The organism is Bacillus sp. M13(2017) (genome assembly GCF_002218325.1).
GTDB lineage: Bacteria > Bacillota > Bacilli > Bacillales > Bacillaceae_G > Bacillus_A > Bacillus_A thuringiensis_K.
Genome location: NZ_KZ268504.1, coordinates 271,680 through 288,183, shown reverse-complemented (window position 1 = coordinate 288,183; position 16,504 = coordinate 271,680). Strand labels below are relative to the sequence as shown.

Sequence of the window (16,504 nt, the reverse complement as noted above, 5' to 3'; positions counted from 1 at the left end):
ATCAATGAAAAAAAGAGCAGATAGTCTGCTCTCTTATGATGCCTCCTTATGTTCCGTGGAATGTTTAACACTCCCCATTCTCTTTAGTTTATTCCATCCTACCGCTACGCCTCGAATAGATGAGAATATAGATTTAATGACAACATAAGTCATAAATTGACGATAAATAAAGCGTTGTAAAATTAACCACACTAACGGTTTAGGGTCCTCTTTCTCTAATTTAAATGCAAACAGAGATGCAAAAAGGTCTAATAAAAAGAATACAAGATAAAACCCTAACACTTTTAGCGGATTGCTACCAAACAGCCCCATAATCATTAAAATATCTGCAAAAGGAGCAATGAATTGCAGAACATATTGGAATAACCACATGTTAGGCAATGCAATAAATCCTAACGTTTTATGTTTTGTATGAAACACTGCTTTTCGATGTTTCCAAAGACATTGGAGTGTACCATATGACCAACGATATCGCTGTTTAATGAGACTTTTCACATCTTCAGGTGATTCCGTAAAAGCATAGGCCTTTTCTTCATATACAATTTTATATCCTTGACGTAAAAATGTAATAGTAAGATCCGTATCTTCTGCTAATGTATCTTCGCTTAAATATCCAGATTCAACTACATTCTTCTTGCGCCACGCCCCAATAGCTCCTGGAACAACTGTAATACAATTTAACTCATCAAAAGCTCTACGTTCTAAATTAAACCCTGTAATATACTCAACATGTTGCCAAGTAGTTAACAAATTTCGTCTATTCCCCACTTTAACATTACCTGAAACTGCTGCTACATTCTGATCTTCAAAGTGTCTAATCATTAGAGAAATGGCGTCTTGCGCAATAATAGTATCCGCATCTAAAGTGACAATAATCTCTCCTCGAGATTGTTGAAACCCTAGGTTCATTGCCGATGATTTCCCGCCGTTTTCTTTCTGAATGAAACGAACTTTAGGGTGTTTATAAAATGTTTCTTGCATTACTTTTGACGTACCATCTGTCGATCCGTCATCCACAACAATAACTTCAAATTCTCCATACTTACTATCCAAAATTGAGCGAATTGTCTTAGCTATCACCTTTTCTTCATTATATGCTGCTATGACAACACTAACAAAAGGTTGGTAGGACGAATTAATAGAGCGAGATAACGTTTTTCTTTTTTGCTTCCATGCAAAATAAATTAAGAATAAGAATCGAAAAATCCCTAATCCAATAGCAATATAAAAAATAGTTGTTAATATATGTTTAAAGTATCCCGCCCCTGAAAAGACAGCTTTATTGTAAAGTAAATATTGCTCACCCTCAGAAGAAACTGGGGGCATAATTTCATCTCGTTCTTTATTCATTAAATCTGAAATTGTTACAAAACTATATCCATGCTTTTTAAGCTCTTTAATAATGATCGGCAACGCCTCTACCGTATGGGTACGATTCCCTCCCGCATCATGGAGAAGAATAATATTTCCCTCTCCCTTATAAACGGGATTAAGAGCACGCTTTACTAATTCATTAGTTGATGGTGTTGCCCAGTCCTCAGGATCCACTTTTTCTGCTACCATTGTATAGTTCATATTTTGTGCCCGTAAAATAGGCACTATTTCATTTGAGGAATCCGGGTTAGCATCCGCTTCGTATGGTGGCCTAAACAAAACTGTAGAATGCCCAGTTATTTCCTGGATCAGACGTTGCGTCGTATTAAGTTCTACTTTTGTTCGTAGTAAAGACGTATCAGCTACGTTAGGATGCTTGAAAGTATGATTGCCAATTTCATGCCCTTCATCGTATATTCTTTTTACAATACTAGGATTTAGTTGTGCGTTTTCACCAAGGACAAAAAAAGCAGCTTTTATTTTATTCTCTTTTAATATATCTAAAATTTCTGGCGTATATTTCGGGTCTGGTCCATCATCAAATGTTAATACTACTTGTTTCCCTTTCGGTTTTCCATATCGTTGCACTTCGTATGCAGATGGTAAAGATTGATATACTTCATCTGTAAGATAACCATCTTTGCCTACTTTAAAATCTCTCAATCCATTTTGCTTTTCATTCTCAATCTGTAAAATTTCACCTTGTCCAGAATAATTCACTTCATCTAAACTAGTGATTTTATGTAATACATCAGGATTTTTTTGTGCCTCAATCGGATTTTTTAAAACTTTCCATATTGTAGGATCTTCTGCTCCTAATCTCCATAACGCAAACCCCTTTGCATTGTTGTCCATTGCGATTTTCACTTGATTATAGAGAGTAACACTGTCTAAGAACCAAGCAGTATGTTCTTTCTCTCCTGTTTTATATCTAAAATAAGGATTTCCACTCATGTTATCCCATTGAATTTTCATATTGGAATCATTCGCCATTGTCATAACTTCTGAAAAAGTTAAAGACTTCGCAGGTTTTTTACTATTTATTTCCCAATCATATCCGTAGTTACCGAAAGCAACTATAAGTTTATTAGACGGAATATTCAGTTCATTCAATGTATGTTGGAACCACTTATTTGAAGCAATTGGTCCTGGTTCCCCCGCTCCATAGTGCTCATCGTACATCATTACAATCATACGATCTATTATTTTTGCTAATGCACCATAATCAAAAGCCTTATCATTAGCTGGAACATCTTGTGTAACGAGCAAATCATGTTTATGAAAGACCGTAGTAAGTTCTTTCATAAAATTTGTTAAGTTTTCTCTATCACTTTCAGGTACGGCCTCAAAGTCAATATTAATACCTGAAAACTGACTCTTTTTAACTTCGCTTACTAAATCATTAATAAATTTCGTCTTCACATCATTCGGCGAATTCAGTAACTTATGGATAAGATCACTATCAGGGCCAGAAGCTTTTTCTGTATAGTTAGTAAGTAACGGCATAATTTTCACATGATTTTTTTTTGCTAGTTTTACAATCTCAGGTTTTATCTCACTTCTAATCGTTAAATCTTCTTTTAAATGATACCATTCTGGTACTAACGTGGTTAATGAATTGATATTTTCTTTTAAAGACGCTGTACTATTTTCATCCCAGTTTACATAAAAACCATACACTTCTTTACGTTGTTTACTATCGTTTGTCGAATTCACCAAATTTTTATTATCCTTCATTTCGGTATTTGGCTTGAATTCTTCCTTCTTTAACTGCTCCTCACTAAGTTTTTGATTAATTGGTACAAGTTTCGTATCTTGTTTTACAGTAGGATTCATGTTTGGAATTTCTGGTGTTGAAAAAATACTTTGAAAGAAAAAATAAAATACAACACCTACACTAACTATTGAGATACATAGAAACCAAATAAAGGCTATGTTTCTCCTTCCTTTCGGATCATAAAAAACAGGTTTTTCTTTATCTTTCTCTTGTTGAATGTTTTTCTCCATTATATTTTTCACATACTCCTTCTTAATAGAACTATAGAATAATAAAGTGAAACTTTAATTAGCCTCACCAATCTAACATTTATAAGCAGCCCAACTCCCATCTAACTTCTTTGCCTTAGCTAAATTTTGAGATGGGAGTTTTACTGCCCACAATAGCGAGATAAATCCTTTTAGCTTTAAATTGAATCTCTCACTTCCATATTCTATTGATTCTTTTTTTCATTGCCTTGTTGGTGGCCCCTATTCTCTTGTTGAGATCCCCTTCCATTGTTCCCTTGCTCATTCTCATTATTTCCTTGTTGAGGTCCTCTTCCGTTGTACCCTTGCTCATTCCCATTATTTCCTTGTTGAGGTCCTCTTCCGTTGTTTCCTTGCTCATTCCCATTATTCCCTTGTTGAGGTCCTCTTCCGTTGTTTCCTTGCTCATTCCCATTATTTCCTTGTTGAGGTCCTCTTCCGTTGTTTCCTTGCTCATTCCCATTATTCCCTTGTTGAGGTCCTCTTCCGTTGTTTCCTTGCTCATTCCCATTATTCCCTTGTTGAGGTCCTCTTCCGTTGTTTCCTTGCTCATTCCCATTATTTCCTTGTTGAGGTCCTCTACTGTTATTCTCCTGTTGATTCCTTCTATTTTCTTGCTGAGATCCTCTTCCATTGTTTTCTTTTATTTGCTTCGATGGCTGTTCCTCTGTTTTCTTTTGTTCTTTATGCTCTTGCTTCTCATACTTTTTTTCTTGTACGGGAGACAAATCCATTGTTGCATCAGGAGATGACTCCGGTTGCGATTGCACCTCTTCTTCGTTTTCCACCGGATTAGACGGCGTGGCAGGAGGCGTAAGCGATTTGTTCTTCTCATTCTCTTGCTTTATATAGACACCTGTGCCAATTCCAGCTTTTCTAGCATTCTCTCGTACTTGCATTGTGCTACTTTGATATTCAACTGTAATATGTTTTAGCTCATATTCTTTCTTTAATTCTTTCATTGCCTTTTCCAAAAGTGGTTCTAGTGCCTTGTCCTTTGCAACAGCTGTTAGCATAACTTGCTTATCATTCGTTAAATACTTATCCTCTTGACTTTGCTTTATAATAGTACGTATTACTTCTTGCAATTGTTTATTTTCCCATTGCTTCAATTCTTTTAAAATACGCCTTCCATCATCATTACAAGCCTGCAAATCTATAACACGAAAATCCTTTGTTACGCTCACCTCTAAACTTGGATTTATATCAACTGAGACGTAAGCAAATACTTTTTCTTCTGGTTGGTTGTAGAAAAACAGCACTGCAAATAGAAAACAAGCAACAAGTATTGATGCAGGCTTTAAAAAGGAAGGGATTGAAAAATACGATGCTTTTTGTTCTTGCTCATCAAATGAGATTTCTTCCCCGATTATGCAAGAATCCCCTTTTCTTTTACACGTAATAAACTCTCCATTTGGTGTTAAAACAACTACGCTATGCTTTTTTATATCCATCACAATTCCTTTATTCATCATGCTTCCCTCCCTTTATATAATCAAGAATGTATGTATAGTTGTTTGCAAAGATAATACACATTGCAATGATATATTTTCTATGACGCTCCAATGTTTTGCGACTTACCCTAACACGCGGTTCAATATGTTTAAGCGGTAACTTTTTCTTTCGGAACAGCTCTTCCATCATTTCCTCTTCTTTTATAATAATTTTCACAATTTCTATTAAGTGCTCACGTGTATCACGATGCTTAGGAGATTCTTTAGCAAGCTCTGAGAATGTGATTTTAAACTCAGCTAGCACACTTTGAAAATGAAGAATTTCCTCCTTACGGTTACTATTTTCCATCTCTTTCATATACTCCGTAAGCGACACTTGCATTTCTAACATTTCCTCTTGCTCATCTTCTTTTAAAAAGACAAAGTTATGTTTAGACTCCTTACGTATATAGTCAATTACATCTCTTTTTATAAGAAGATCAGCAAACGCTAAAAAGGATTTTCCTTTTGTATATGAATACTGTTCAATTGCTTCGTTAAACGCAAACAATCCAATGCTATATTCATCATCCTGTTCTGTAATATATCGGCGGCAGACAGATGAAATTGATTTTCTAATAAAAGGCTGATACTGTACGATAAACGCTTCTTTATCTTCTTCGTTGTTTTGTATGTTACATACGATATCTTCTATTTTCGGTTTTCTTAAGATCTTCATTACTAAACTCAACACTTGTAATCTCCCAGCCTCCTTCAAATAGCAAAATGGCCACTGCACAAGTGACCATTTAACCAGATTTTCTTGGTACTTTTCTTCGGTCTTGTTTTCTTGCTGTTAATTATATTTTTCGAGTCTAACTTTTCCCAACGTTTTCTTAATGATTTTCCTTTTCTCTCAGCACTAAAGTTAAGTTTGTATTTTTATCTACTTTCTTATTTTCTACCGTTCGTTTTGCTTATTCTTTTTCTATTTTATCTGCAATTCTTGAATAACTCTCCTCTATATCATTGGTAATTTCATCCTTTTATTTTGGATGCCCACTTAATCTAGTAATTTTATTAATACTTCTATATTCTTTCATAGTCATTTTTCTTCTATTTATTTTCTTCACTATACATATTCGGAGGAATACATAGTTTTATGGGGGTCAAAAAATATTTTTATAAAAAAATACATATTTATTTCAAAAATAAAAACCATCAATTTGAAAAAGGATAATCAAATTGATGGTTTTCTTATAATATCTATTAAATTAAGTTGGATTCTCATCATATCTAAAAAAAGTACTAGCTATCCTCTGCCGCTTTTCTCCACTTTTATCTTTCTTGGTTATCATAATATGTCTTATCTGCGTATTTTCTATCATTTCCTTTTAGATAAGCTAAAATTACTTTTGGATTTTTAAATAAAGTCCAGTCTCCATATGTATCAAATCTTCTGCATGAAGTTATCATTCCATTTTTAATAGTACCGAATTTCTTATTATTTTTCTTTCCCCACTCTTTTAAACGTTTTGCGAAATCTGCATCTTCTGCCATAAGCATGTTTTCATTAAATCCATTGATTGCCATAAAGTCTTTTCTATAGCACCAAAAAATCCCTACAGATATAGCTCCGTACTTAAAAAGTAAAGGGATTATGATTAACATTGCGGAGAGAAATATTCCTAAAGATATTCTTTCAAACTTCCCATTCACCCCACCACCAATGTATTTACCTGAAGCTAAATATTTATCTACATTAGACAACATAGACTCTGTCATTATCGTATCAGCGTCTATAGTAACGATTATTTCTCCACTGGCTATTTTAGCCCCTGCATTTCGAATTTTAGATAAGTTTTTATCGTTATTTTTCAATGTAATACAATTATAAGATTTTGCTATTTCCTCTGTTTTATCTGTACAACGATTTAAAACAACTATAACTTCCGTTTGCTCTTTATATGCCTCTGATGCCTTTGCAATTGAATCTAAACATTTTCTAATGTACTTTTCTTCATTGTGTGCAGGAATTATAATAGAAAACTTCATATCTTTTTTCAAATTGACTCCTGAAGATTCATTTGTCTCAGTCATAATATTCCCCCCTTATTTTATAAGGTTAATATCTACTATACATAAATTATATTAATATTTATTAGGTTATATTATAGAAACTGAAGGTAAAGAGGCTCTTACTGTCGACGTTCAAAAGCAAGACGTACAGCAAGCACCGTTAAAACACTTGCCATAAGCCAACGCTGTACTCGTAGCCACGTCGGGCGTGTGCCAAACCATTTTGCAATTTTACTTGCTGTACATACAATTACAAGGTTAACTATAAAGCTAACAGTGATTTGCGTAAGCCCCAAAACTTCACCTTGAAAAAGCAGCAATCCCTTCTCTGGATCTTAAAATTGAGGTAGAAGTGATACACACAAAATGGAAATATTTAGATTCAAAAGTAACCTATCCGTAGAGCTACTAAAACTACTACGAATAAAGCAAAGCAACATGTAATATTTCGAATCCACTTTTGTATATCACCAAAATACCTTTCTATAAATATAGCGTTGATAGTAAGCATAAGAAATAAAACAAAGAAAGGCAGCGAGGTATAGGTCCATTTTTATCTTCATGGCTGGAATTATACTCCTTACCAAATTTCTAAATGAAATGTATAGCTGAGTAGTTACCTTATTTTTCAAAAAGACATTCTGGTTATTTCTTTTTCACTTCTTCTACAAATTCCCATGTCTCTCCGTTATCTTTTGATTGATAAAGTGCACTACTATCGCCATTGTAGTCTCCATCTGCCCCTTGTCCAACTAACATATTAAAAACCCCATCTTTCTCATATGGCATACTAGGAGAATTAAAAGGACTTATTGTGGACTGTGTATGATCTAATTTCACTTCATGCGGCGGATATTCTACCTTTTTGAAAGATACTCCCCCATCATCTGTACGATATAACTCTCCTTCATTACCAGAAGGCCTGATTGCTCCTAAAAACCCAAGTTTATCATTTATAAAAGTGATTCCTGATACACTACCAATCCCCCCATTAAATGGTTCTGGATTGATAACCTCCCATGTTTTCCCTTCATCACTAGTCTTGCTTAATGAATAAAAGGCGCTCCCTAATGCTTTATCTGTCATATTTAGTTTATAACCAACTTCTTTCGATAGGAAAAACTGTTCTTTTTCATTCTTTAAATCTTGTTGTTCCTTCTCTTTAAGCCTATCTTCTTTTGGAGGCGTCTTTGATTTACTCCAACTTGCGTCACTTATTAAATTATATCTAGCAGGGACTAGCTCTTTCTCTTTTCCAGGGACAAATATAGATACAGTATATCCAATGATATCAGAAGCTGCTTCTTTAAGACTCTGCTCCTTACCATCCTCAGTAATATTAATAATTCCCTCTGTATTGGATCCCCAATTTCTTTTTCCATAATAAATCAACCCATACTTACTTTCATTCCATTTTTTGACCGTTTGCTTAACTGGGATCGCCTTAACCGTTTTAATTAAAGGTTCTACTAATTTATCATCATTATAATCAGGCTTTGCGTATCCATCTCGTATTATAGTAATATCTTCTGATTTCTTCTTATTATAAGAGATTAAATAAGTTTCTTCTTTCCCATCAACATTTTTCCCATAAACAAATGTATCAAACGCTGTGATTGTTCCATCTGAATGAAACGTAAGATCAAAATCAGTTGCCATATACAATTTCTTTGGCAAAGGATATTTTTTATTTATATCTTCAAAAATACCTTCTACTCCAGATTTATATATATTATTATGTTTAAGTTTAACTGACCTTTCATGTTTTAACTTTTCTATAAACCATGCCAATTTACCATTGTAATTTATTGCACTTTTATAAATCTGCATCCCATAAAATGATGTAATTGCAACAATAACGATAATAGAAATGGATCTCCATGCTATTGAATTTGTTAATTTTTTAGATTTATATTCTCTATTTTTTATCACCCGCATTGTAGTAAATGTAGTTATGGATATAAAAAGTACTATACATAATAACAAAATGTAAATATTATAATTCATTCTTCCGTACTTACAGTATAAGGCCAACTCATAACAAAAAATCCCGTATACAATTATTAGTATTGGATTTGTTACTAATGACAGAAGTATCCTTTTTGTATTTTCTCTAAATATAGAAACCACTCCTAATTATATGAATTACTGATATTAAGTATACTTTATTGTAAAGTAACAAAAAAGCTATTTAATCTTGTCGCAAAAAATACAATAGACATATGAATATTATATTCATGTTAAAAAGGCCAACAATCCAAGATTGTTAGCCTCTACTTCCCATATTCGTATCTTTTATCACTTTACTTCCTTACAACTGGAATCCACATTTCACCAAACACTAAGCCGTTTCTTTTCCCCATCTCAACCGTCGTATTTGGTCCACCAACATAAGCAAACTCATTTGCATCTGGTAAAGCTTGACCGAAGGCGATGCCAGTCAACTTATTACTTAACTCTTCAGCTGTTTTGTCTTCCCCTTTTACTACTAAGTATTCTCCCCTCGGAAACTGAATCACTCTAGATTCTTCTTCTATTTGTGCTTCTGTCATGACACCCGCATAATACATCATTTTGTTATTCACCGCTTCGCTCACAGAAAAAATGTATTCATTTGTCGCTAAAGCTTTTAAAGTGTCCAGCCTTCCATCTTCTTTAACAGCCGACCAAAAGTCTTCCTTTTCTTTATTTATTCCAGCAAAGTCTGTGTACTCACTCTTAATTTCAGTTCCAATACCTAACACAATAAAGCTATCTTTTTCTTCTATAGTATAATTTTTCATATACAAAACCTGCCTCTTTTTTTATTAATCAAACGATTTATCTTTTCATCTGATACGTTTATAATATCTTTAAACCATGTCAAAAAATGATACTGTTTAGGAGACCAAAATGAAAAAAGTTGAACGGATCAATACAATTATGCGATATATTAACAACCGCTCTCACTTTACAATTTCTGAAATCATACGAGAATTTAACATATCACGATCGACAGCTATTAGAGACATTAGAGAAATTGAAGCTATGGGAATGCCACTTGTCGCTGAAGTTGGGAGAACGGGTGGATATTTTGTTATGCATAATTCTATCCTGCCCGTTGTTCGCTTTACTGATAATGAAGTGAAAGCTCTTTTTATTGCCTTTATGGCTACGAGGAATCAACAACTTCCCTATCTAAAAAGTCGTCAATCTTTAGCTGAAAAACTACTAGGACTCATCTCAGAAACCCAGCAAGATGACCTCGTTCTTTTAAATCAACTCTTGCTGTTCCAAGGAACTAATCCTCATAATCCCGATCTACTTGAGCTTTCTGATCTCCCCCATCCTATGTTAGAAAAACTCATTCAAATCCTTCTTTTAGATAACCATTTATTGATTACTATCAAAGAAGATGAAGAAATCAAGTCTTATCCAATTTATCTATTGCACCTTTATCAAGAAAAAAGCCATTGGATCATTGAAGGGTTTGACTTAAAAGAAGAAAAGAAGATGATGTTTCCTGTCGATGATCTCATTAATATCGAACCATACACGACGAACAAAAGGCTAAATAAGAAAAAGATTTTAGAAAAACTAAGTAAGAAGGACGAAGCAATTAACCTTGTATTTGAACTTGGTCCGACAGCAATTGCCCAGTTCAAAAAATACCATCCTTTAAAAATTTCAATATCTTATACTAATCCTTACCAATCCACAGCCATTTTAAAAACTTTTATCAATGTTAACAATCCCGATGAAGTGACGGAAATAATAAATTGGCTGCTTTTTCTAGGGAAGGATATTAAAATCAAAGAAATACCCGATGAAGTATTAGCAGATTTACAAAAACGAGTGTGCTTATACATTCCATAAGCAGTGAGCCTCAAATATTAAGCTTTATCACTGGATAATTATCCTATTTTTAAATACCATTTCATTTACTACAATGAGAGCATGATAAATAATAAAAGCACGGAAAATCTCCCGTGCTTTTCTAAATATATATTATTCCTGAAGGTTTCGTTTATCTCGTTTCTTACCCTAACTGACGTTTAAATGCTTTACTGGCGAAAAAGTAAGAGATGACCATTATACCTACGCACCAAGCGAGTGCAATCCAAATATCGTTACCCACAGTTCCTTCATATAAAAGAGCACGAATCGCATTCACGATTGAAGTTACAGGCTGATTCTCTGCAAACGCACGAACAATTTTTGGCATCGTTTCGGTAGGCACAAAGGCCGAACTAATAAATGGAAGAAAAACTAGCGGGTACGAGTAAGCAGTCGCCCCTTCCATAGACTTCGCTTTCAATCCTGGAATGATAGCTAGCCATGTTAGCGCCAGCGTAAACATCCCAAGTATTCCAGCTACCGCGAGCCACTCTAGAATATTAGCACTGGAACGGAAACCCATTAATAATGCAACAAGAATAACCACCACGATAGTAAGTACATTAGCAACAAGAGAGGTTAAAACATGAGCCCACAATATCGATGAACGCTTAATAGGCATCGTAATGAAACGTGCCATCAGCCCACTCTTTACATCCGTAAATAGTCGCACAGAAGTGTAAGCTACACCGGATGCGATAGCCATTAGCAAAATTCCCGGCAATAAATAATTGACGTAGTTATCTGTTCCTGTCTTTATAGCCCCGCCAAATACGTAAACAAATAATAGCATCATCATAATCGGCGTAATCGCTACTGTAATAATTGTATCCGGGCTGCGCATAATGTTACGCATTAAACGACCTAATAATACACCTGTTTTACTTTTCATTTACATCTCCTCCTTTTTGCCAATGATCGCAAGGAATATTTCTTCCAATGTCGGTTGCTTCTCGATATACTCCACTTTTGCCGGTGGGAACATCTCTTTCAGTTCAGTAAGAGTACCTGTCGTAATAATTTTTCCGCCATGCAAAATAGCGATACGGTCTGCTAGTTGTTCGGCTTCTTCCAAGTACTGGGTCGTAAGCAAGATCGTTGTGCCGCTACCGGCAAGTTCCTTGACTGTATCCCACACTTCGATTCGCGCTTCAGGATCAAGTCCAGTCGTTGGTTCGTCAAGAAAAATAACTGCTGGCGCCCCGATCAAACTCATCGCGATATCAAGCCGGCGCTTCATCCCGCCTGAATACTGATCTGCCCTTTGGTTTGCCGCATCAGTCAGGCTAAATCTTTCAAGCAAATTGTCAGCGACTTGAACGGGATTGGAAACACCACGTAACTTAGCGATCATTATCAAGTTTTCTTTCCCCGTCAACATGCCGTCTAAAGCTGCAAACTGTCCTGTCAAACTGATACTTTGACGAACTTGATCTGGTTGGCGCTGTACATCAAATCCACAAATGCTTACCTCACCGCCATCTTGCTTCATTAGCGTCGAAAGGATGTTGACCGTTGTTGTCTTTCCCGCTCCATTTGAGCCTAGCAGTGCGAAAATTTCGCCACGCTGTACATCAAAATCCACTCCCTTTAACACTTCTTTGTCTTTAAAAAATTTTTTTAATCCTTTTACAGAAATCGCTGCATTGCTCATGCTTTTTCCCCCTTACAAAAATAAATTACCTATACCCTCTATTTAGTACCACTGATATTCTGTAACACTTAGTACTGAGTTAAAAATATAACTGAATAGCGATGGCGGTAGTTCACATTTATGACCAGCTAATCAGTCGGTATTTCGTATTGCATTTATTTTTTTCTCAATTTCTTCATAATACTTTCATTCAAATCTTCACGATATTTGGAGACATACGTTTTAGCGTTTGCCACTAGTTCGTCAGCAAAAGATGCCACATCTTCCCCAGTAATATCTAGCACTTGTCTACCTTCCGCTGCACCGGCTTCAAACAAATCGATTAATTCGTACTGAATGTGCAGCATATCCATCCCGTTTCCGGTCGAAAAATTCCACATATAGTTTTGAATTTTCTTAAACACAAACTGATAGTCCTCTGGCAGTGCTGCAACACGTGCCATCATCATTCTGTACTCTTTTTTATCACCGATTAATTTTTTGAATATTTCCAACATGTTATTTTCCTCCTTTTTATAAAGCAGAACAAGAAACTCTCCAAATATGAGCCGAAACATTTTATATTATGAGGCTAGTTTGACTTCAAGACGTTAATTTTTGACGATACAAAATCCCATTTTCTCCAAAATAATTCAAGCTCCTGACGACCAGCTTCATTTAATGAATAAAACTTACGAGGCGGCCCCATATCTGATGGTTTCTTTTCAATATTCACAAGCTTTTTCTTCTCTAGTCGTACGAGAATGGTATACACCGTTCCTTCCACGACTTCGGTAAACCCAAGATCATTCAAGTGGCGAGTAATCTCATAACCATACGTTTCACGGCGGCTAATGATTTCCAACACACACCCTTCCAGTGAACCTTTCAACATTTCAGTTAAATTTTCCATGTTCTGATCCTCCTTTACCCCCTATTCTGTCTGACTTATATTCAGTATTACAGAGTACTAAGGCGAATTTTTCACTGAACAGTTTTTGTGAATACGAACTATTCAGTATCACTTATTACATCTACATTGTATGACTAAGTAGCGATAGATGTCAACTGATTTTCAAATTTTTTCTAAAATCCGCTATTACCTATTGTCTGCTGAAAATATTTTGAGAAACAACACTACTCAGTATTGCTTATTACAAGTACATTGTATGACTGAGTAGCGATGAATGTCAACTCGATTTTTATATTTTTTTCTAAAATCAACTATTACCTATTCGATACAGTCTGTTTTCTTTTTTTAAATTTCCCCATACCTATCCCACTAAGAAAAGAAAATACCCCAAAATAAAAATTCTACATTTTTGTTTTGGGGCGCTATACTATACCAAAGTTAATGAATATGGCTAGCTCTTCTTATTTAATAAGACAGATCATTTTTTGTTACGATAACATCATAGCCATATCTTCTGCTGCATTTGTAATTAGTTTTAAACCAAATGTTTCTTGTAATACATCAAGCACGCCAGCTGAAATAAATTCAGGAGCCTTTGGACCGATGCGAATATCTTGAATCCCAAGACTAAATAGCCCTAGTAAAATGGCAACCGCTTTTTGTTCAAACCATGATAGGACAATACTTACTGGCAATTCATTCACTTCACATTGAAAAGCATCAGCTAAAGCAGCCGCTATTTTCACTGTAGAAATTGAATTATTGCACTGTCCTAAATCAATGTAACGCGGAATTTCCGTACCAGGTACAACACCGTAATCCACATCATTAAAGCGGAATTTCCCGCAAGAAGTTGTTAAAATAACCGTTTCTGGCGGAAGTGACGTTGCTAATTCACGATAATATTCTCCGCCTTTTCCCGGTGCATCACAACCGGCGATAACAAAGAAACGCTTTATTTTCCCTTTTTTTACTGCGTCAATAATTTCTGGAGCTAATGATAATACTGTATTATGATGAAACCCTGTCACTAACTGTTCATCCGACTCCATATGTACTTCTGGAAGTTCTAGCGTTTTTTGAATTAACGTTGTAAAATCATCATTTTCAATTTTTTGTACACCTTCTAAACCTGCAATGTCATATGAAAAGAATCGATCAGAGTACGAGCCTTTAATTGGCATAACACAGTTCGTTGTAGCTAATATGGCACCAGTAAATTTTTCAAAAAGGCGTCTTTGATCATACCATGCCTTACCGATGTTTCCTTTTAAATGTTTATATTTTTTCAGCTGCGGGTATCCGTGTGCTGGTAGCATTTCAGAATGCGTATAAATATTAATGTCTTTTCCTTCTGTTTGCTTTAATAGTTCTTCTAATGCAAATAAATTATGGCCCGTAACTACAATTGCTTTACCTTCTACACGATTTTGTGTAATTTGTACAGGTTCTGGCACACCAAAATGATTCGTATGTGCCTCATCCAATAACTCCATCACCCGTAAAGCTGATTTCCCAACTTTCATAGCCATATCAATATGCTCTTGTTCGTTAAAATTAGAATTTGTTAATGTCATATATAAAGCTTCTTGTGTTGTGGCATCTACAAATGCATCCGTATACCCTAGCTGAGCAGCATGTGTGCGATAAGCTGCAATTCCTTTTAGCCCAAACACAATCGTATCTTGTAAACTCGCAATCGTTTCATTCTTACCACAAACACCCATCACTTTACATCCGCCTGTTGGCGTTTGTTCACATTGATAACAAAACATATCATCCCACCCTCTCCCAATCATTCATTACACCTTAAGCATAATACCCATTGAAAAAAAGTGATGTGATATCAATCACAATAATATATAAAGATTTGTGACAGTTCATATTGTTGACATAATATTTTTATTGACACTAAAAAATGTACATTAGTGTGCACACATCTTTCGATACTTTTAAATAGCTAAATAATTAATTTGGAGAAATATATACAACGAAAATTTTTTGAATCCTTATACAAATAGTTGCAATTCATCACATATGAAAATAGACATACAAAAACGCCATCCTTTTCTATCATTCAATAGAAAGAATAGCGTATTTTTTATTTTAAGAAACTATCATTTTTTATTAAAGCCTTTATTGTAAAGCTTTTTATTTACAATACATTTACACTATCTTAACATTACTTACATTATTTATATGATATATTTATATAGAAACTACTTAAGAAATTTCATATACATTTTATCTTTATGATCTCTTATCTAATCAATAAAAAGATCATGTTATATTTTTATAACAGGGGTGAATTAGAATGACTGAAACTTTAAAAACACTTATAATGCTTGATGCTACTTACGTTGTTATTGCAATTATGACAGTACTAGTATTTGTATACTTGGAATTAAAATCTCAGTAATATATGCTGACGTAATCGACAGATTCAGCATTTAAATATAGTTAGAAGAAAGAAAGGAGAAAATTATTTCTCCTTTCTTTTGTATTTCTACAATTTCTTATTTTAATAAATCCAATGTATGTAAAAGTAATCCCTTGTCTCCTACTTCTCCATGACCAGGTACTACCGAATTTATATTTCCATATCGCTTCAGCACATTCTCAATCGATGTAGACCATTCATTTACATACGCATCCGCAACATTTCCTAAATCTTTAGCTTCCGCAGATTTTACTAAACAGCCTCCAGCTAAAATTTGATATTGTGGCAACCAAACAACAATATTATCTTCTGTATGTCCTTTCCCCGGATAGAACGTTTCTACTTTTGTATTGCCAAACTTCAAACTCGTAATTATTTGTAAATCTCCAAGCGGCTCTTCATATCCACTGTTCTTTGCTAATTCTGCAGTTAATGCTGTACTATGCGCTTTAATACCTCTTTCTTTCAACGTTTTTATTCCGCCAATTCGATCAGCGTGCGCATGTGTAATAATGAAATCCGTTACGCGCTTCTGAAATTTCTTTTCTACCATTTCTATTAGTTCCTTCGTTAATTTGTCGTCTCAATCTGAAACTCCACAATATTCATACTTAATCTCCCCTCATTACAAATACTCCATTTTTCTATTACATTTAAAATCAAAATTGTATTTTGTTAAATTATAACATTCAGACTATAATTTATTTATAGCCCATTAACGGAGGTGTTTG

At 34.6% G+C, this 16,504-nt stretch carries 12 protein-coding genes and 3 pseudogenes; 1 reads left to right on the top strand and 14 read right to left on the bottom strand.

Features of this window, described 5'->3' with window-relative positions; translation table 11 throughout:
- Positions 1-33: 33 nt before the first annotated feature.
- The 8 genes and pseudogenes from CGQ22_RS14890 to CGQ22_RS14855 form a co-directional block, all read right to left on the bottom strand.
- The gene (locus CGQ22_RS14890; RefSeq protein ID WP_089148901.1) at positions 34-3,381 is read right to left on the bottom strand and encodes a trifunctional glycoside hydrolase family 18/polysaccharide deacetylase/glycosyltransferase family 2 protein; all 3,348 of its coding nucleotides are present in this window, start codon (positions 3,379-3,381) and stop codon (positions 34-36) included.
- A gap of 203 nt (positions 3,382-3,584) precedes the next feature.
- Complete coding sequence (locus tag CGQ22_RS14885; protein WP_089148900.1) at positions 3,585-4,874, bottom strand: anti-sigma factor domain-containing protein; 1,290 nt, start codon at positions 4,872-4,874, stop codon at positions 3,585-3,587.
- Positions 4,864-5,586, bottom strand: coding sequence for an RNA polymerase sigma factor SigI (gene sigI, locus CGQ22_RS14880; RefSeq protein WP_002181307.1), 723 nt, complete (start codon positions 5,584-5,586; stop codon positions 4,864-4,866). Before sigI ends, CGQ22_RS14885 begins: the two co-directional genes overlap by 11 nt.
- A 584-nt stretch (positions 5,587-6,170) precedes the next feature.
- A complete protein-coding gene (locus CGQ22_RS14875) occupies positions 6,171-6,932 on the bottom strand; it encodes a glycosyltransferase family 2 protein (protein WP_000141001.1) in 762 nt (253 codons plus the stop codon).
- Positions 6,933-7,030: 98 nt separating this feature from the next.
- A pseudogene (locus CGQ22_RS14870) lies at positions 7,031-7,300 on the bottom strand (LysE family translocator); the annotation flags it as partial.
- Positions 7,294-7,449, bottom strand: a pseudogene (locus tag CGQ22_RS14865) (DUF3963 domain-containing protein); the annotation flags it as partial. The pseudogenes CGQ22_RS14870 and CGQ22_RS14865, both read right to left, overlap by 7 nt.
- A gap of 107 nt (positions 7,450-7,556) precedes the next feature.
- Positions 7,557-9,041: a WD40/YVTN/BNR-like repeat-containing protein gene (locus CGQ22_RS14860; protein ID WP_089148899.1), complete on the bottom strand. Its 1,485-nt coding sequence runs from the start codon at positions 9,039-9,041 to the stop codon at positions 7,557-7,559.
- A gap of 173 nt (positions 9,042-9,214) precedes the next feature.
- The gene (locus CGQ22_RS14855) at positions 9,215-9,694 is read right to left on the bottom strand and encodes a GyrI-like domain-containing protein (RefSeq protein ID WP_000801038.1); all 480 of its coding nucleotides are present in this window, start codon (positions 9,692-9,694) and stop codon (positions 9,215-9,217) included.
- 109 nt (positions 9,695-9,803) lie between these two features.
- Between CGQ22_RS14855 and CGQ22_RS14850 the strand changes: the two genes are divergently transcribed.
- Entirely contained in the window at positions 9,804-10,766 is a 963-nt protein-coding gene (locus CGQ22_RS14850) for a helix-turn-helix transcriptional regulator (RefSeq protein WP_046945731.1), read from the top strand.
- 163 nt (positions 10,767-10,929) lie between these two features.
- Here the strand turns inward: CGQ22_RS14850 and CGQ22_RS14845 are convergent, their stop codons facing one another.
- The 6 genes and pseudogenes from CGQ22_RS14845 to bla all read right to left on the bottom strand — a co-directional run.
- Positions 10,930-11,679: an ABC transporter permease gene (locus tag CGQ22_RS14845; protein WP_000837801.1), complete on the bottom strand. Its 750-nt coding sequence runs from the start codon at positions 11,677-11,679 to the stop codon at positions 10,930-10,932.
- Entirely contained in the window at positions 11,680-12,441 is a 762-nt protein-coding gene (locus CGQ22_RS14840) for an ABC transporter ATP-binding protein (protein ID WP_000063324.1), read from the bottom strand.
- Positions 12,442-12,596: 155 nt separating this feature from the next.
- Positions 12,597-12,938 carry a DUF1048 domain-containing protein gene (locus CGQ22_RS14835; RefSeq protein WP_000889650.1) on the bottom strand — a complete coding sequence of 114 codons (342 nt, stop codon included), beginning with the start codon at positions 12,936-12,938 and terminating at the stop codon, positions 12,597-12,599.
- A 74-nt stretch (positions 12,939-13,012) separates the two neighbouring features.
- Positions 13,013-13,333, bottom strand: a complete 321-nt coding sequence (locus tag CGQ22_RS14830) for a PadR family transcriptional regulator (protein ID WP_000429484.1) — start codon at positions 13,331-13,333, stop codon at positions 13,013-13,015.
- Between the two features lie 488 nt (positions 13,334-13,821).
- Entirely contained in the window at positions 13,822-15,108 is a 1,287-nt protein-coding gene (hcp, locus tag CGQ22_RS14825; protein WP_002082429.1) for a hydroxylamine reductase, read from the bottom strand.
- A gap of 741 nt (positions 15,109-15,849) precedes the next feature.
- Positions 15,850-16,356 (bottom strand): annotated as a pseudogene (gene bla / locus CGQ22_RS14815) (subclass B1 metallo-beta-lactamase); the annotation flags it as partial.
- Positions 16,357-16,504: the final 148 nt, after the last annotated feature.

Coding starts and splice junctions, on each gene's coding strand:
- CGQ22_RS14890 (WP_089148901.1), bottom strand. CDS start 3,381: ATGGAGAAAAACATTCAACAAGAGAAAGATAAAGAAAAACCTGTTTTT.
- CGQ22_RS14885 (WP_089148900.1), bottom strand. CDS start 4,874: ATGATGAATAAAGGAATTGTGATGGATATAAAAAAGCATAGCGTAGTT.
- CGQ22_RS14875 (WP_000141001.1), bottom strand. CDS start 6,932: ATGACTGAGACAAATGAATCTTCAGGAGTCAATTTGAAAAAAGATATG.
- CGQ22_RS14855 (WP_000801038.1), bottom strand. CDS start 9,694: ATGAAAAATTATACTATAGAAGAAAAAGATAGCTTTATTGTGTTAGGT.
- CGQ22_RS14850 (WP_046945731.1), top strand. CDS start 9,804: ATGAAAAAAGTTGAACGGATCAATACAATTATGCGATATATTAACAAC.
- CGQ22_RS14845 (WP_000837801.1), bottom strand. CDS start 11,679: ATGAAAAGTAAAACAGGTGTATTATTAGGTCGTTTAATGCGTAACATT.
- CGQ22_RS14840 (WP_000063324.1), bottom strand. CDS start 12,441: ATGAGCAATGCAGCGATTTCTGTAAAAGGATTAAAAAAATTTTTTAAA.
- CGQ22_RS14835 (WP_000889650.1), bottom strand. CDS start 12,938: ATGTTGGAAATATTCAAAAAATTAATCGGTGATAAAAAAGAGTACAGA.
- CGQ22_RS14830 (WP_000429484.1), bottom strand. CDS start 13,333: ATGGAAAATTTAACTGAAATGTTGAAAGGTTCACTGGAAGGGTGTGTG.
- hcp (WP_002082429.1), bottom strand. CDS start 15,108: ATGTTTTGTTATCAATGTGAACAAACGCCAACAGGCGGATGTAAAGTG.